The 17822-nt window shown below is 46.1% G+C and carries 14 protein-coding genes; 7 read left to right on the top strand and 7 right to left on the bottom strand.

All coding sequences use genetic code 11. The features are described from left to right. Nucleotides 1-62: 62 nt before the first annotated feature. Nucleotides 63-1367, top strand: coding sequence for a phage major capsid protein (locus TREPR_RS09725; protein WP_015708140.1), 1305 nt, complete (start codon nucleotides 63-65; stop codon nucleotides 1365-1367). A gap of 38 nt (nucleotides 1368-1405) precedes the next feature. On the opposite strand, the gene TREPR_RS09720 is transcribed toward TREPR_RS09725, so the two are convergent. From TREPR_RS09720 to TREPR_RS18435, 3 genes are read right to left on the bottom strand one after another with little or no spacing between them, the layout of a single operon-like run. Beyond that, complete coding sequence (locus tag TREPR_RS09720; protein WP_015708139.1) at nucleotides 1406-1825, bottom strand: hypothetical protein; 420 nt, start codon at nucleotides 1823-1825, stop codon at nucleotides 1406-1408. A 58-nt stretch (nucleotides 1826-1883) separates the two neighbouring features. Further along, nucleotides 1884-2213 carry a hypothetical protein gene (locus TREPR_RS18215; RefSeq protein WP_015708138.1) on the bottom strand — a complete coding sequence of 110 codons (330 nt, stop codon included), beginning with the start codon at nucleotides 2211-2213 and terminating at the stop codon, nucleotides 1884-1886. Nucleotides 2214-2270: 57 nt separating this feature from the next. After that, the gene (locus TREPR_RS18435) at nucleotides 2271-2510 is read right to left on the bottom strand and encodes a hypothetical protein (RefSeq protein ID WP_148257283.1); all 240 of its coding nucleotides are present in this window, start codon (nucleotides 2508-2510) and stop codon (nucleotides 2271-2273) included. A gap of 533 nt (nucleotides 2511-3043) precedes the next feature. Between TREPR_RS18435 and TREPR_RS09715 the strand changes: the two genes are divergently transcribed. Then, a complete protein-coding gene (locus TREPR_RS09715; protein ID WP_041611126.1) occupies nucleotides 3044-3601 on the top strand; it encodes an ASCH domain-containing protein in 558 nt (185 codons plus the stop codon). A gap of 466 nt (nucleotides 3602-4067) precedes the next feature. On the opposite strand, the gene TREPR_RS09710 is transcribed toward TREPR_RS09715, so the two are convergent. From TREPR_RS09710 to TREPR_RS09695, 4 genes are read right to left on the bottom strand one after another with little or no spacing between them, the layout of a single operon-like run. Beyond that, nucleotides 4068-5219: a hypothetical protein gene (locus TREPR_RS09710; protein WP_015708135.1), complete on the bottom strand. Its 1152-nt coding sequence runs from the start codon at nucleotides 5217-5219 to the stop codon at nucleotides 4068-4070. A gap of 44 nt (nucleotides 5220-5263) precedes the next feature. Further along, nucleotides 5264-10264, bottom strand: a complete 5001-nt coding sequence (locus TREPR_RS09705; protein ID WP_015708134.1) for a DEAD/DEAH box helicase — start codon at nucleotides 10262-10264, stop codon at nucleotides 5264-5266. Between the two features lies 1 nt (nucleotide 10265). Next, on the bottom strand, nucleotides 10266-10628 hold the full coding sequence (locus tag TREPR_RS09700) for a hypothetical protein (RefSeq protein WP_015708133.1): 363 nt from the start codon (nucleotides 10626-10628) through the stop codon (nucleotides 10266-10268). Nucleotides 10629-10655: 27 nt separating this feature from the next. Further along, the gene (locus tag TREPR_RS09695) at nucleotides 10656-11279 is read right to left on the bottom strand and encodes a LexA family transcriptional regulator (RefSeq protein WP_015708132.1); all 624 of its coding nucleotides are present in this window, start codon (nucleotides 11277-11279) and stop codon (nucleotides 10656-10658) included. Nucleotides 11280-11391: 112 nt separating this feature from the next. Between TREPR_RS09695 and TREPR_RS09690 the strand changes: the two genes are divergently transcribed. The 5 genes from TREPR_RS09690 (at nucleotide 11392) to TREPR_RS09670 (ending at nucleotide 17721) form a co-directional block, all read left to right on the top strand. Further along, complete coding sequence (locus tag TREPR_RS09690) at nucleotides 11392-12195, top strand: DUF72 domain-containing protein (RefSeq protein ID WP_015708131.1); 804 nt, start codon at nucleotides 11392-11394, stop codon at nucleotides 12193-12195. A gap of 2 nt (nucleotides 12196-12197) precedes the next feature. After that, nucleotides 12198-13415 (top strand): DNA polymerase Y family protein, encoded by a 1218-nt coding sequence (locus TREPR_RS09685; protein ID WP_015708130.1) that lies wholly within the window; start codon nucleotides 12198-12200, stop codon nucleotides 13413-13415. After that, nucleotides 13408-16356 carry a DNA polymerase III subunit alpha gene (dnaE, locus tag TREPR_RS09680; protein ID WP_015708129.1) on the top strand — a complete coding sequence of 983 codons (2949 nt, stop codon included), beginning with the start codon at nucleotides 13408-13410 and terminating at the stop codon, nucleotides 16354-16356. Before TREPR_RS09685 ends, dnaE begins: the two co-directional genes overlap by 8 nt. Nucleotides 16357-16725: 369 nt before the next feature. Next, nucleotides 16726-17289, top strand: coding sequence for a hypothetical protein (locus tag TREPR_RS09675; RefSeq protein ID WP_041611125.1), 564 nt, complete (start codon nucleotides 16726-16728; stop codon nucleotides 17287-17289). Nucleotides 17290-17304: 15 nt separating this feature from the next. Continuing rightward, nucleotides 17305-17721 carry a DUF6884 domain-containing protein gene (locus tag TREPR_RS09670; RefSeq protein WP_015708128.1) on the top strand — a complete coding sequence of 139 codons (417 nt, stop codon included), beginning with the start codon at nucleotides 17305-17307 and terminating at the stop codon, nucleotides 17719-17721. The last annotated feature ends 101 nt before the right edge of the window (nucleotides 17722-17822 follow it).

Here is a 17822-nt window from a genome sequence, read left to right as displayed (position 1 = left end):
GGCGCCCGGCTGTCAGCCTGGCTGCTCCTTTGACAGTATTACTATTTTATTGGGAGTGTGGTATGGACGAACTGATTAAAGCGATTAAAAAAAAGCTGGCGGATATGCAGAAAATCGAGGCGGCTGGGTTCCGGGACCAGGAGAAGGCGGCGGACTATTTCCGGGAAAAAGAGGAGCTGCTGGAGGATATTGTCAAAGCCCTGGAAGCGGTTGCGGTAGGGCATTTGCAGGAAACGGAAGCTCTGAAAAGCACGGTCAAGGAGCTACGGGGGGAACTCAAGGGGCAGGCGGCAAATCCCCGGGAGCTGACCCGGAAGGAATTGCAGTACCGGTTGGGCAAAGCCCTGGCGGCGGCCTGGACAGGGAACCATGGGGCCTTGGCGGAACTGTCCTTTACCCCGAACCTCAAGGCTGACAACTGGACGAATCCCCGGGATGTGTCATGGGGGGAGAAGGGCTGGAACGTCAATGAGAAAGCAGCCCTTGGCTCGCCGATGGGGAACATGGCAACCAATGACCAATACCTTATCAATCCGATTTATGAAAACGAGATTATGCAGGATGCCGCAAAAAAATCGGTGATGATGCCCCTGGTGCGTCACCGCCCGATGATGGGGCCGTCAATCTTTCTGCCGACACGGGACCGGGGCGGGGTGCAGCTTCATTGGCTAACCGCTTACGGGCAGCAGATTACCGGGAGCAAGCCCCAAGGGGCGCAGCGCGTTGAGCTTAAAGCCTATACCCTGGCGGGGTTCATTCCCTGGTTTGACGAATTTGAGGAGGATGTCTTTACTGACCTGGGCGCCATGTTCATCGATGAGTTTACCGAAGTGTATGGGCAGGAGTTTGACCGTCAATGCCTCCTGGCTGACGATGATCCCTTTACCGGGGCGCTGGCGGCTGATGGGACAGAGGAAGTCGAGATTGCCGGGGCGGATATCAACGCGCTGACCTGGAAAGACTTTCGGGATGCGGTGTATAGAGTTCCTGCGGAGGAACGGAAGGACTGCGCTTGGTTCTTGCATGAAACAGTCCTGAACCATATCGCCAATATTGAAGATGCTGATGGGCGCCCGATTTGGCGGCATCCTACTGAGGCTATGCCGGGCAAGCTGGACTTGTATCCCTATCATGAAGTGTCCATCCTGCCCCAGCATGGGGCGATTGAAAACGACACCCCCTTTGCTATCTTCATGAATCCCAAGAGGATCCAGCATGGCAACAGGAAAGGTATTGAAATCAAGAAGTTTGACGGGACCACGGAATCAATGGAGTATGGAGAACTGTTCCTGCGGTTCCGCAAGCGGGACGGGTTTTTGGTGACCAGGCCGAGGGGGAATATGGTTGTTTTGAAAACTAGAGCGTAAGAAAGAAAAGCCCCCGGTTATGTCCGGGGGCTTTTTTGTTAGTCCAATGATTTAGGCTTTTTAAAATAATCAGGATTACGCTGGTATAGGGCGGTTTCGATGGTCTGTTCTTCAAACCAATAATCAATATTCAAGGGGGCTATACGGCAGATTTCGGAAACGCTGGTATAGCCCCATTCTGAATTTACAAGGTCATTATTCAGAATGGTATAGCCGAACATGGTATCTTCCCGGTCGTACTCGCAGATAAAAATATCGGTTCCGCCGTAGAAGTAATGGAAAATGGCGGGGTGCTCGTCTTTTCCGTTTGTCTCGTAAAGCCTGGGGCATTTTTCAAGCTGTCTTGCAAGCCGTTCTATTGGCTCGGCATAGCTTTCGGGATTGGCGGCGGTCACCAGTAACTGGCTGCGGGGGATGATGGTTGCTAGTTCGTTGGTTATTTCAAAATCAATTTTCATATATAAAGCTCCTGAAAAAATGATATAGCCCCCGGCGCTAGGGCCGGGGGGAAGGATCCTATAAGTAAATAAAATCTTTTAGCGGTGTAGGCGCGGCTGTTTTGAAGGAACAGAGGCTACATTTTTCCTTGTCCTGGCAATGGGAGCAGACTGTTTCTGCTGCATAGAGTGATGGCAATAGCTCTACCAGGTGGTTTACTGTGGCGGGCATACTGCAGCCTAATGCCCAAGCAAGGCGGCGGACCGTGACGGTAGCAGTCTCGGAAAACTGTGGCGTATAGGGCTTAAAGGCTGGGGCTGCTTTTTTCCGGGTGTTTAATGCGGTGGAAGGGGGCGGTGCTCTGCGGGCATTTATCCCGGCCATGGTCAAATCGTCGTATTCGTTCATATGAATACCTCTCAAAAAAGTAATAACCCCCGGCAGCCAGGGCCGGGGTATAGAAACCTAGAGCAAAGAGAGCTGCCCATCCGTGCCCACAGTGTGGGCGGCAACTACCTGGGCAGCCCACTGCTGGGCGGCAGTTCTGCTGTGGAAATACCGTTTTAGGGTGTAGTAGTTTCCGAAGGCAGAAAGGCTTGGGGGCGGCAAAATGGAAGCCCTGGCCGAAGAGACAGAGGGACAGCAATGGACTCTGTTATGGTGGCAAGGGAAAACCAGAACTGAAGCTAGAAAGTAACTACGCATAGCAAAACCCCTCTATGAACCCAGACAGATAGTGGATGGGATAACCCACCGCTACCCCCAGACCCCCCCATTGTTTTTCCCCTGTAGAGGGGGGGGCCATGGGGGCTCACAAACCCCGCCCCCATGGCTCCCCCCGAGGGGAAAAACAAAATAGCCATCGGCCGCAGCAAAATGGGGTGATGGCTACTGTGAACGTTAGTTTTAGAAAAGGTGGCGGGTGGAGCGGGTAAATTTCCCGGTATGCGGCTGGGAAAGATGACCCGACCCCCGTAGGGGGTTGGCGTGGCCCTTGCGCGCCGCTCACCGGCGCATAGGCGAGGGCCATGCCAAAGGGGCTTACGGAATGAGTACCCCTATGGAACGGGTAAGGGCGGCGGAGGACGAAGGTAAATGTTTTTGAAATTACGTAGTAATTTCTTCCGACTTATGGGGGCTTGCGGGGGTACCCCCTGTTTAGGGGGTGATAATAATGCGGCTGGGCTGGGCTGGGGTGGGAAGGAACGGGGGGCGGTATAGATTAACAGTATTTATAATTGCTTGAATCATTTCTGCTGATGTTTTATAATCTTTCTATGAAAGTTTTATCGATACGGCAGCCGTATGCTACGCTTGTTTGCAGAGGGATAAAAACTGTTGAAAATAGGACTTGGGATACTAAATACCGGGGGAAGCTGCTTATTCACGCTTCGGGCAAGCCTCTTGCATGGCCGGAATTAAAGTATATGCCGGATGTTTTTACTAAATACCATCTTAAATATTATGGGTATGATCCTCTGCCTAAAGATGCCCCGGATTCTTTTAGAGGGTATATTCAGTTTTTAAATGAGATAGTTACGCAATATGGTTTGGGCGAGAAACTTACTTATAAAATGCCTGTAGAAGAAGCAAAAAATGCTGCCAAGAAATATGGGTTTATTATGCCTAGCCAATGTATTGTCGGGGAGGCTGAGCTGGCCGATATTATCGATGATTCGAAAGATGAATTTGCTGAGCCTTCCTGTTTCCATTGGATTTTTGACAAGGCTGTTTTGTATGAAAAACCGATTATGAATGTGATGGGGAAATTGCGGCTATGGGAGTATGAAAAATAGTTTAGGTTTTTTTATTTTATCAATTTTCAGTTTTCGGAAGATACCAATATAGTTATTTATATTTGAAAAGCATATAAGTGCTTCCTGCCCCAGGTATAGATATAATTGGGGTCTATGTATTCGTAGTTATCCCTCATAAAACGCCTTGTATAATTTCAATTAAATTAACAGAGCTGATTTTTCCTTTGCTTTACCTCTAGGATTTTTGGTGCCTGGTACTTTGAAATGAAAAATAACACTATGATACTGGTAGTGTCCCTCGCGCGAGGGACACTAGGCATTTCCGGTGCCTGGCACCCCTGCGTTGCCTGCCATGGGGGCGTTGCGGGGGTACCCCCCGCTGAGGGGGGGAGCGGAAAACCGCAGGTTTGGAGCGTGGGGGGGAGACTTCCCCCCTCTAACTGGTGCCTGTCACTCTTGCATTGCATTTTATATTTAATTTGTGTGTACCAGTCACCTTTTTAACCTAGTCTTTAGGTTGTATATATTGTATTATTTTATTTGGCAAAGATTCTAAAATTCTATTTGTTTTATTCAGGTCTTCCGGTAAAGATTCAAGATATTCATTCGTTTGATGTAAATTTTCCTTAATATTTTGATATAACTCATTATTGGTACTAATTGAGTTATTTAAATTTTGAATGCCAATATTTAATATATCAATTTGAACATTTGACTTATACGTTAAATATGTTTGAATACCACCGAAAATAAAAGATATGAGTAAAGCAATTAATGAAATTGTAATTGCCAAATTACTTTGCGATTTTGCTTCTTTGCTGTTTTTTTCAGCAGTATCTATTTGTGATTTGATATTTCTATTTACATCCTCTAAAATTCCATTTGATAGTTTTATAATTTCATTGTTAAGTAAGACATTGTTTTCGTATTTTTCAATAAAAGAATGGATGGTTTTTTCTATATCCCTAAGAGTATCTAATTTATAGTCATGAATTTCTGGTATTTTTACAGATTCTGTTATGGGTATAGGTAAAGGTTTAATATCAATTGTTTTTGATAATTCATCCAGACTTGAAGATATAAAGGCGGGATTAACGCTAGATAATTTTGATATTGCGTCAATACCTGGGTGATTAAGCATAGAACTAATGTTAGTTAATTTTGATATTGCGTTAAGGTTGGAGAATATCTTGGGCGTAAGATTTATATTTAAAAATCCCGTCATACTTTTTACTAGCGCATCATATCGGTTTTTTTCATCAACAAAATATTGTTTAATTATATCGAAATCATCTTTTACACCCGGTTTATCTTGAATCTCATACGGTTCTATAGCATCAATATTGTTTTTTATGAGTAATTCTGTAAAATTAAGCATTTCATTATCATCCAGGATTAATTTTATTTCAGATAAATCCTTAATTTTTCTATAATAATCCTTATCAATTTTTAAGCCGTTGAAATCAAGCAAAAAATATTTGGCAACATTAAGGCAAAATAATTTTGATGGAATATTTTCAATATCTTTTTCTTTTTCTAAAACTAATTCTATGCGCCATACTAAAAAAGTATCAAATTGGATATTTCCATGTTTCTTGGTGGTGAGTATAAATTTGCGGTTTTCTTCTTCTTTAACAAGGTGTGTTAAATCTGGCATTTAGGCAAACCTACTGACAATGTTAATTTTTGATATATGTAAATTCAAATTTGAAACTCTACCGTTGGCAATCCATTCACAATATCAATCGTATTTACGCTGACGGTAATAACCGATAACAACAAATCCAGTATATATCGAGGATCCCCATGCTCCGCAGCCCAGTCATTGGGATTATTGGTTATACCGCTCTCCTTGTGGGTGGTTACGGCGTAGCGTTCCATTATCCATTCGATAGCGGATTTTCCATTTACCACATATTCATAGGCTTTAGCGGGGATGTTAGAAATTGTTATATGGGCATTATAGATAATAGTATCTTTCTGTTCCTTCTTATCCTTTTTAGCGAATTCCATTTTGTTGACTATAAAATCTCTTTTCTCTGTCCCTGTTACTTTAACCTCGGTGGGTTTCTTCTGATCCTCATAAGCTAGATGAAGATCCGCAAGTTTTTTTCCGGCTTTGCTAAATTCCCAAAAATCATGAGGCTTTTTTGCTAATGGAAGCCGGGGGAGCATTTTTTTAAGGTCGTTGGCGAAGATTTTGCGATATTCCAGGCTATGGAGAATACCATAGACATAATAGAAAATATCCTCTTTTGTTACCCGGTTTCCATAGCGGGTTTTAGCCTGTTCTAAAATAAAGTCTGAAATAGCGTCATGGCGAATATATTCATCCTCTACATTTTCAAATAATCCACCTTGAACCTTATTTTTCTTTTCATACCAATAAAGGGGAAAACATTGAGTACCATCTGATGAAATATGTAAATCAGTAATGTTATTCGTCATTATAGTTGAGAAGTCTCCTCTGTTGCCAATGGCGGGAACACAAATAATATAATATTTTGTATCAATATTTGGACAGAACTGATCAAATTGCCCTGGCCGATGTACCATTTTATCGCCATAATAAAGATATTGTTGAAAAAAAGTTCTATATGTTGATATTACAATATTGTTAACATCGAATTTAGCCTTTTTCAGGTTTTTCAAATTATTTTCAAGACTACTTGACCATTTAATTTTATCAGTTGAATTATTTTTAAAATCATCTATACTCAATGAAGAATTATTTTGCAATGCAGTTTTATATTCATCAACTTGTTGGTTATAAAATCGAACATGAGAGCGCATATTCTTAATTAATATTTCTTTTGATGAATTATAAGACCACGGATCACGATTTGTACTCACACCATTGGAATATAAAACGAAAAAACTTTTTGAAGCTGCATCAAGTTTTTTAAATGGCTCTAATGGAATATATGTTGAGAATAAATTTCCTCTTTGTAATATCCAGTCACTTTGTATATTAGGTTTCAATATTTCTGATTCTGCTATTCTATCTAATATCGTTTTCTCTTTATTTAGTATATCAAGTTTTTCTTTGCGGTTAATATATTCACCAATATCACGATAATAGATTGTTGCTTTGGTGTTTATATCAGATTTCTTTTTCACTAAAATCGTTATTGCAACACCTGTTAAAATATTAAAAACATTCTGCCCTTCTCGTTTTGCTAATTCGCCGCTTCTGCCTTTAATTGCTCCTCGCAAATTAAAAATATAGATTGATGAAAATTCATCTTCTAAACATTTCCGCATACCATCTAAACCACCACCTTTCTCGATCCAGCCACTATTAGTAATAAAGGCGATAACTCCTCCATCTTGAACCTTCAATCTGTCTGTACTCCAACGGAAGGCTTTTATGTAAGAATCATATAGAGAATTCTTATTAGTTGCGTTAGAATTTGCGGCATAAGTATTTGCTATCCTTGCTTCAAGTTTTGGGTAATGCTGATTCTGCGCGTTATCATTAGCAGACTTTTGCCCTACTGAATAAGGTGGGTTACCAATAATTACTCGTAACGGTGTTTTCTGTTGTTCCTGCACTCTGCGTGAATTTTGAGGAAATATCTCACTAAAGAGGTCTTCGCCTTCTTTTGTCTCCCCTAACTGGAACGTATCGGTAAGGCAAATACCGTTAAAAGCTGTGTACCCCTGATTAGCCGCTTTTTTTGGGAATTTCTTAATTTTGGCTTTTGCCCCGGAATCTGCAACGGCTAATTCCTTAATAGGCTCTAAAAATGCTTCATTATAGGGGTCAATGGATTTTAATAAATCATGGTACACATTCTCAATGTTAATTGAAGCGATATAATAGGCCAATAGCATTATTTCGTTGGCGTGGATTTCCTTGTTATACTTCCGTTCTAAATCTTCCGGGCGGATTATGCCGCTTTGGAGCAGGCGGGTTATAAAGGTCCCGGTCCCCGTGAAGGGGTCAAGGATATGGACATTTTCGTCGGATAGGCTGCGAGAGAATTCTTTTTGTAAAACATCCTCGACGCTGTGAATAATAAAATCTACAATTTCCACCGGGGTATACACTATCCCCAATTTTTCAGTTACCAGTGGGAAGGCGGTACGGAAAAACTTATCGTAAAGATCGCTGATTACCCTCTGTTTGGCTTCGCCATTGTCTAAACCTTCGGCACGTTTGCGGACAGATACATAGAAGCGGTCAAGCTGCTCGCTGTCCTCTTTGGTTGTTTTTTCATTAAGGACATTGATAATACCCTGCATGGATTGGGATACGGGGTTGTTTTTGACAAAAGAATAATCCTCAAAAAGGGCTTCAAATACCGGCTGGGTGATGATGTGCTGGGCCAGCATTTCTATAGCGTCTTTTTGTGATACGGAAGGGTTTATGTTTTTCTGCAAGCCCGATAGATAGCGGGTGAATTCGTCCTTGGGCTTTCCTGGCTGGGAAACAATGGCGGTGATTTGTTCGATATGCCGCTCGGCAATATTGGCAACATCGGCGGCCCACTGTTCCCAATATAAACGGTTGCCGCATTTCTGTACCATTTTGGCATAAATATAACCCTGGAATTGGGCGAATTCCAGTTCCATTTGTTTCTGGAATTCGGATTTTAGTTTCCGATCCTTTGTGGCGCCGCTCCCGCTGTCATCATCCCCATCAACGGCGGCCCCGCCTATGCTGGTTCCGGTTACTTTGATTTTATCGGGCTTCTTTTTATTGAGTTCGATTTTATTGATGGTAGCGTTAAAACGGTCATCATGGGCGCGGAGGGCATTAAGGACGGTCCATACCACATTAAAGCGGTCGGAGGCAAGGATTTTTTCCGGTTCCGCTGTACTCGGTACAACCACGGGGATAATGATATAGCCGTATTTTTTATTGGGGGCCTTTCGCATTACCCGGCCTACGGACTGGACTACATCAATCTGGCTGTTCCGAGCGGAGAGGAACATAACGGCGTCCAGGGAAGGTACATCTACCCCTTCGGAAAGACAGCGGACATTATTGAGGATATGGCAATCCTGCTTTCCGGTATCCGCCGATTTAAGCCATTGCAATTTCCGTTCCCTGGTCTGCGCTCCCATAGTGCCGTCAACATGGTCCGATTCTACGGTAACAATTTCCTTGCGCTGTTCTTCGGTGAGGCTTTCAAAATAGGCTTCTCTTACATCATTAAAAGCTTCGGCGGTTGCCTTTGATATGGCGATGTTCTGACAGAAGGCAACGGCGCTGTGCATGGGCTGGGGGTCTATGTTTTCAAATATTTCTTTATCGGTTAAAGATTTTTTGGAGAGGGCATTGATACAACCGATAATTTTTAGAGCTTCTTCTACTTCGATTTCCTTGTTTTCGTTGGTATTGTGTTTTTCAATGGAGGCTTTTAATTTTTCGTTTAACTGTTCTGTTTCGATGGTTAAGACGATGACTTTATAATCGGACAGCAATTCTTTATCTACGGCTTCGCCAAAGCCGATACGGTACATTTCTTCGCCATATAGTTTGGTATCATCCATTGAGCATAAAAGGGCATCCGCCTCTTTTGCTTTTTTCTGCGCCGATTCGGAATAAAGCCGGGGGGTTGCGGTCATGTAGATTCGTTTTTTGCTTTTGAGGAATTTGTCGTCGTGGACTTTTACAAAGGCTGATTCGTCCTGGCCGGAAATAGTTACGCCGGTGGTGCGGTGGGCTTCATCACATATAATGAGGTCAAATAGAAATGAGCCTTGTTTTTGTTTGTTTATGGACTTCTGTACCTGGCTGATTACGTCTATGGATTGGTAGGTTGAAAATACTACCACTAAGCCGCCTGACTTCTTTTGTGAAGCGATGGCACGGTCGTATTGTTGGGTAATATTTTTAATGCTGGTGGAAGCTGGCAAGGCTAAATCAACGACAGAATCATCATCTTTGGTCTTTGAGACTTGGGCGTCTGAACAAATACAGATGGGGTATATGGGTTCCTGTGCCTGGGCGGACCATTCCCGGAGGGTTTGGCCCAAAAGGGCAATAGAAGGGACAAGAAAAAGTACAAAGCCTTTACCCCCTGTTTCGTTTTCCGCTATACGGAGACTGGTAAAAGTCTTGCCGGTTCCGCAGGCCATTATTAGTTTGCCACGGTCGCTGGTCTTTAGGTAGTTATGGGTAGCATCAATGGCGGTCTGCTGGTGGGGTTTGGGGCTGTACCGCTTTTTTACGGCCTGTTCGCCGGAACTTCCTTTGTCCAGTTTGGCCCAATCTACGGGGGCGTCAACAAGGTCGTAATAACCCCGGCGTTTGACTTCGGGGCTTTGTCCTTTTATGACATTTTCGGCTTCGGGGTTAAACCCGGCTATGGTGGTATCAAGCCATAAGCGGCATGAGAAGCGGACTTTTTTACCTGGCTCCAGAACATCGTAGAAGGATTTGCCGGAGGTGGACAGAAAGGTGTCTACCATCGGCTTGTTGATCCGGGTATCTTCTTTGAAGCATTTGCATTGGATAGCCCAATAATCGCCGTGGATGGTACGAGCAACCAGGTCTATTCCGGTATCCTTGCCTGAAAAGTCATTCCGGGAGGGGAAATCGCCCCATAGCCAGACATTGCTCCACTGAGCAGCATAGAGTGGATCGGATTTGAGGTATTCCTGCATGAGTTTTTCAAAGCGGTAGCCTTTGTCCCGTTCGGAGAAGGCGGTGTCACGGTATTTTTGGATGACTGTTTCAAAGGGGTTCATGTTATATTTGATTATCTTCCTTTTCTAAACCTAAAAATAAATCCACAGAAAATTTAATTCTATTAGTCAAATTTTGTAGATGAGTTTTTTCCTTGTCAGATGAAATATTTAAATTGACAACGGAAATGCCAAAGCCAGCTCCTTTATTTTTACCTGAACTTTCATCTTCCGATACTTGTATGGCTATATCGAATTCTACTGTTTTTAAGATTGGCAATATATCATTGTTATATTGTCTGTATGCTATTGGAATGCCTTCTTTTTTTGCTTCTATAACCGCACAATTAATATCAAGCAACGTAGATTTAATAAATTCTTTTAAGCTGGGCTGTTCTTTATTCATAGTTCCCCGTTTTTTATCCAATAATGGCCTTCCTTATGAGCTATACTATCAAACTTTGTGGACACAAGTAACCACCCGCCCCTCGATCCGCAGATTTTCCAGTTCCGCCCCGCTTATCTGCCGGGGAGGATAGGCAGGGTTGGCGCTGATGAGGGAGACTGACCGGGGGAGGTTGTCAAAGGACACCCGCTTGACCAGTAATGCGGTGTCCAGGGACAGGACATAGATGCCGTTGCCTTCGGTAAGGCCAGGGTAAAAAATAACCGCATCGCCATTGTAGATGTGTTCGCCTATCATGGAGTCTCCGGCGACATAGACGGCCTGTAGGTTTTCCGGGCGGTAGGGGCTGATAAGGGATCGGGGGAGTTTGAGGGTCTCCTCCTCGGCGTAGTCTTCTATCTCCCGGCCCCGTCCGGCGGCGGCTTCCTGACGAAGCAGCTTGATAGTGGCTTTTTCGGTTTCAAAGGGGGAGCCTTCCCCCAGAAGGAACCAGTTTAGGTTGACGTTATATACGGAGGACAATTTGTCCAGGATTTCACGAGAAGCGTGGTAAATGCCTTTTGAGAGGGAATACCCCCGCTCTTTTGAGACCCCCAGGCTCCGGGCAAACTCCAATTTTGATAAACCGGAGCGTTTTTGAAGAAAATTATAGCGTTCTTCCTCGGTTTCCATTGACACCCTCTATTGCCCTGATCTACAGTTAAAATCAAGTGATTATTTTAATCACCATGAGTGAATTTTATAGGCAATACGCCGATTTGTAAAGGGGTTTGTAGGGCTGATTATGGCGAAAATTTTAATAGGAACCTGCGGCTTTTATTATACCGACTGGCTGGGGCCGGTGTACCCCCTGGGAACCAAAAAAGAGGGCTATCTATCCCTGTATGCGGAGCGGTTTAATACGGTCGAGCTGGACTATACCTACTATTCCATGCCCAAGGCGGTAAATTTGGCAAAAATGCTTGTTGACGGGGGGCCGGGCTTGGGCTTTTCCGCAAAGGCGCACCAGAGCCTGACCCATAAAATTGACCCTAATAACTGGAAGGCTGAGGCGGAGACATACCGGGAAGCCATTGAGCCGGTTATGCAAGCCGGGCGGCTGGAAGCGGTTTTATTCCAGTTTCCCTATTCGTTCCATTATACAACTGAGAATCGGCGCTATTTGCGGGATGTGCTTTCTTGTTTTCAGGGGGTTCCCCTTGCGGTGGAATTCCGGGTGGCGGACTGGTATACCGCGAGGATGATCGAGGGTATGCGAAAACAGGGGGCGGCGCTGGTGGCGCTGGATATGCCGGATTTGGCGAAGCTGCCCCCGGCTCTGGATGTGGTTACGGCGCCCTTTGCGTATATCCGGCTCCATGGGCGGAATGCCGGGGCATGGTGGGGGTCCGATGAGGTGGCCCGGTATGACTACCTGTATAATGAGCGGGAGCTTGAAGCCTGGCTTGACCGGATACGGCGGATTGAAGTGCAGGCAGATAGAATTCTGGTGTACTTTAACAACCATGCGCGGGGGCAGGCGGTACAGAACGCACAAACGCTGTTGGAAATTTTGAAACGGGCGGGATTGGGCGAAACATCGGGCTGAACATGGGGAACATAAACCGGGCGGTTTGCCATCTTAATATTATCGGGTTCCGGGCGGCGGTGGCGGCCCAAAAGGATACGGCGCTCCGGGGGCGGCCTTTTGTCGTTGCCGGGGCTACGGGGGGGCGGGCGCTGGTTCTGGACCTTTCGCCTGAGGCTTTGCGGGAGGGGATTAGCCCCGGTATGGCATTGGCGGCGGCGGAACGGCTGGTGAGGGATTTGCCGGTGTTGGCGCCTGACCCTGCTTCGTATGCGGCTATGAATAGGGAAATGGAAAAGATTGCTTCGGTGTATGCGCCGATTTATGAGAATGACCAATTTGGCAATTTGTATTTGGACCTGACCGGGACGGCCCGGCTGTTCGGGCCTGCGGCGGACTGTGCGAGCCGGATTCTGCGGGAGATGCTGGAACGGGTTGGCATACGCCCTGCGGCGGCGGTGGCGGGTAATAAGCTGGTTGGCAAGATTGCGACCCGGACTATTCGGCCTATGGGGCTTATCCAGATTCAGGCCGGGGGGGAACCGGATTTTTTGGTTCACCAGGATTTGTGTTTGCTTCCCGGTATGGGGCCGTCCCTTTTGCGGACTGCGGCGGTTACGGGGCTGCGGGAAATTGGGGAGCTGGCTTGCCTTTCTGACGGGGAGGCGATTGCCCTTTTCGGGAAGCATGGAAGGCGGCTCAGGGACACGGCGCGGGGTATTGATGATAGCCCGGTGGTGGCGGCTTTTCTGGGGGAACGGCGGATAGAAAAACATTTGGAGCTTGCGGAGGATACTCTGGATTTTGATGTTATCCGGGGCGCTCTTATGTTTCTGGCGGAAACGGGGGGCATTGAAATGCGGGGGCAGAAATGGGGGGCTGGGGCGGTGGCTCTGGGCATTGTGTACGCTGATGGGGTCCGGGTGGAGGGGCAGGAAAAACTCAGGCGGCTTTGTGTTACGGATAGGGATATTGCGGGGGTGGCGGAACGGGTGTACCTGAAAGCGGTGGTGCGGCGGCTGAGGGTTCGGAGTATTACGCTGACCCTGGGGGATCTGCGGCCTTTGGGGTGGTCGCCTGATTTGTTCGAGATAGCGGAAGATACAAAACAGCGGAAATTGCAGGAAGCGGCGGATAAGGTGCGGAATAAATACGGGCTGGCTATGCTGACTACCGGGGCGGTGTTGGCGGCTTCCCGGAGGGGGCCTGCGCTGGCTTTACCGGGTGTTTCTAATGCTTGAACGGCTGGGGCTTTGTTCGGCTTACTCTTTGCTCTATGGGGTGCGGAGGCCGGAGGATTTGATACAAGCTGTCAAAACCTGTGGCACCGATACCGTTAGTTTTACTGACCGGGATAATCTGTACGGGCTTCCGGTTATTCTGGAAAAGTCTAAGGAAATGGGAGTGCGCCCTATTATTGGCGCTTGCCTTACCGTGCCTGATAAGGGGCTGGTGTATTGCTTTGTCCGGGACAGGCGGGGATATTCCCGGCTCTGCGAACTGCTGACCATGAGAAACCGGGATACGGAAAATTACAAGCCCGTATCATTGCTGCGGCAAAATTCTGCCGGGCTTATTCTGGCTTCATCGGATGAAATTATTTTAGAAGCTTTGGCAGGACGCACTAAGGCTTTGTATGGGGCAATAACGCCTGATTCCCTTGGGGCCATTGGCCCCTGCCGCAGGCTTGGTATACCCCTGGCCTTTCTGGATACCGCACTGTTTTTGGAAAAAGAGGATTACCCGGTTCACCGGGCTTTACGGGCTATTGGCTTGGGTAAAACGGTGGGTAATTTGGGCGAAGGGGACACGGTAAAAAAAGACGGCCATTTGCTCCTTTCTGATGCGGCCCTGGAGGGGCGCCTGCGGTCATGGCCTGAGGCAGTGAAGGGAACGAAAGAGATTAGCGCGGCCTGCGTGTACCATGAACTATTTGAGGACTGGATTTTTCCCGGATACACAACGGAACTATCGCCTGGGGAGGAATTGTATAGCCGGGTTCTGGAAGGGGCGGCGGCCCGGTATGGGGAACTGGGGGACGCTGAGCTGGGGCGGATTGAGTATGAATTGGGGATTATCAACAGCAAGGGGTTTGCGCCCTATTTCCTCGTGATGGACGATATTGTCCGCATGGCTTCCCGGACTTGCGGGAGAGGATCGGGGGCGGCTTCTATTGTGTCCTACTCCCTGGGGATTACCAATGTTGATCCCCTGGCGCACAAGCTGTATTTTGAGCGGTTTCTGAATCCGGCGCGGCCTGACCCGCCTGATATTGATGTAGACTTTGCCTGGGATGAACGGGACGATCTGATTAAGCGGGTGATAGAGCGGTTTGGGCCTGAACACTGCGCACGGGTGGCCAATCATAATATGTTCAGGCCCCGGTCGGCGTTTCGTGAAGCGGCAAAGGCATATGGGTTTGGGGACGCTGAGATTTCGCAAATAGAAAAACAGTTGTTTCACTTTGGGGATAAATCGGGTGTGAGTGATCCGCTCTGGGTAGAAATACTGGGCATTGCAAAAAAAATTGAAGGGCTGCCCCGTGGGTTATCCATGCACTGCGGGGGATTGGTAATTACGCCGGAACGGATAGACCGGTATGTGCCGATTGAAAGTTCTCTGGATGGATACCCTCTTTTAAGCTGGGAAAAGGATGGGACCGAAAGCGCGGGGTTTGTGAAGATTGACTTGCTGGGGAATAGGTCTTTGGCGGTTATACGGGATGCCTTGGCAAATCTGGGGGAACAGGGGATTGCCATTGACCGGGATACATGGCGGCCTATTGAGGATGGGCCTACCGTGGCGGCGTTGGCCCGTGGGGATTCCATGGGGGTGTTCTATATCGAGTCCCCGGCTATGCGGCAGTTGCAGAAAAAGACCGGGGCTGGGGACTTTGCTCATATTGTTATTCATTCCAGTATCATTCGGCCTGCGGCGAATAAGTTTATTAACGAGTATGTCAGGCGGCTCAAGGGCGGGGAATGGGCGCCGCTTCATCCACGGCTGGCGTATATCCTGGACGAGACCTACGGGATTCTGTGTTACCAGGAGGATGTGAGTAAAACTGCGGTGGCTCTGGCGGGGTTTGACGAAGTTGAGGCGGATAAGCTGCGGAAGGTTATTGCCAAGAAAGCGGGGGTTAAGCTGGCTGTTTATGAAAAGCAGTTTTTTGAGGGGTGCAGGAAGAATGGTGTTGCTGATGAGGTGATTCAGAAGATTTGGGAAATGATGCTGTCTTTTGACGGGTATAGTTTTTGTAAGCCCCATTCGGCTTCCTATGCGATGGTTTCGTTTCAGTCGGCGTATCTGCGGGTTCACCATCCGGGTGAGTTTATGGCGGCGGTGTTGTCCAATCAGGGGGGATATTATAGGCCCCATGCGTATATTGCGGAGTGCCGGAGGATGGGGCTGATTGTGGAAGGGCCGGATGTGAATACGAGCCGCTGGCGGTACTACGGCATGGGGAAGCGGGTTGTTGTGGGGCTGATGGCGGTTAAGGGGCTGTCTGCTTCCGGGGGGGCGGCGATTGTTGCGGAGCGCGAGAAGGGCGGGGAGTTCCGGTCGATGGCAGATTTCTTGCGGCGGGTACGCTTGGACAGGGATGATGTGATCGCGCTCTGCCCTGCAGGGGTGTTTGACGGCATTGCCGGGGGCTTGCCCAGGGCGTTGCAGGCGCGGGAATTGTTGAAGGCCCATACCGGGGCGGGCCGTAAGGGGCAGGATGAATTATTTGCTGCGGAGATTACGCCTGTTTACCGGGCTGGTGGGGCGGCTGTACTGGCTCCGGCTCCGGTGAAGCAGAAAACGGGTGATGAGGAGTTATGGGAGGAGTACCGGGCGCTGGGGTTTCTGCGGGGGCTGCATCCGCTTGCGCTGTGGAAGGATAAGATTAGAGGATTGCGGCGGGTTAAGGGGCGGTATGTCGGCGAATATATTGGGCAGCAGGTTTGTCTTCTGGGGTGGCCGGTGACGCAGAAAGAGGTCTGGACTAAGGACGGGCTTGCTATGAGCTTTCTGACCTTTGAGGATGAGACGGCGCTGTATGAGACGGTGATTTTTCCCGGGGTGTATGAGCGGTATGGGCGGCTGCTGTTTGACCAGGCGCCTCTGCTGGTGTATGGAAGGGTGTGCGAGGATAACGGGGCGGTTTCGGTGGAGGTGGGGCGGGTGGTCGGGGTGTGATAAAAAGAGTGCCTGGCACCGGAGCAAGTTCCAATCTCTAGTTGTGTCATAGCTTCGTTATACTATACTATTGTGTAGTATGCAAGGGAAACCCGCAAATTTCATGTCTAAACCCAAATTTGGTGGCTGTCACCTTTCCAACCCACTGCTAGATGGATATACCGTCCTATTGGTGGTATTTTTTTCCAATTTACTTGACTAATTTCACCCCAAGCCCTATTGTTAATCTGATGTTTTGAAGTCATGTATTTTTAAGAAGTAAAAGATGGCATACCGTTGCTATTCAAAAGAAACTCGGGAAGGCTTTGGCAGCCGAAACCGGTGCCAGGCAATAGCAATATTTTGCATTAAAATATTTAAAGGTGAAAAATGAAGAGAATGCTATGTTTATCCATAATTGGCTTAATTTTTTTGACAATGAATAACCTATATGCTCAGGATGTTGATTCTGATAAAGTGATAGCCTATTCATTACTCTATTCTTCAATTTGGTATGACAGCCAATATGGCAGTAAAGTTTTAGATGACCTTTTTTATGATATTGATTATGGTGGAAAATCAATTGAAGAGGGTATTGAAAAGTTTATAAACGAACACCCTATAGAATATAAAGAAGAATATGGTACTAGGGAAAAATATAATTTGATTTTGTCTTTTCATAGAAATATGATATATGGTCAAGAATCTGGTACAAAAATTTTTGCATTACTTTGCCTTGCTTGGAACATATGTGATTTTTCTTATGTTATTGAATTACTGGACTCTTCTGTAAATGACCCTGGCAATCGTAATAAAACAAATAAAATGATTGAAATTGAATTTGTAAAAAGTAAAATTAAGACTAGAGCAGAACTACTTTATTATAATCATCCAAATAAAAGATGGATATTATCATTCTTTGATAAAAGAACATATAGTAGATTATTACAATAGATAAAGGATAATTAAATGAAAATTGTTTTGTTGTCTTGTGTTAAAACTCAGAATAACTATAAAACAAAAGCGAAATATTTATATCACGGATCATATTTTGAAAAAGCTTATGAATATGCAAATATTTTAAAACCAGATCGTATTTTTATTATCTCCTCAAAATATGGTGTTTTAGAAAGTGATGATGAAATTGAACCATACAATGTTGAATTAAGATCAAAGAGCATAAGTGACAGAAAATTATGGAGTAAAAATATTATTGAGCAATTAGAAACAAAGTGCGATATTAATAATGATAAATTTATAATACTAGCATTTGATAAATATATTGAATTATTTATAGATAAAATTAATAATAAGGAAATTCCTATGTCTGGTTTACCAATTGGTAAAAAATTGAAATGGTTAAATAAAGAATTATATAAAGCATGATTTTACATTGGTGGCAACGCAAGGGTGCCTGACATCCGCTTATCTTAGTTTTTCTCGCGCGAAGGATACTACCGGTAAAAATGGTGACAGGCACCTGTTTG

This window comes from Treponema primitia ZAS-2 (genome assembly GCF_000214375.1).
Classification (GTDB): Bacteria; Spirochaetota; Spirochaetia; order Treponematales; family Breznakiellaceae; genus Termitinema; species Termitinema primitia.
The sequence above is the reverse complement of the archived record's forward strand: the minus strand, read 5'-3'. Positions and strand labels throughout refer to the sequence as shown.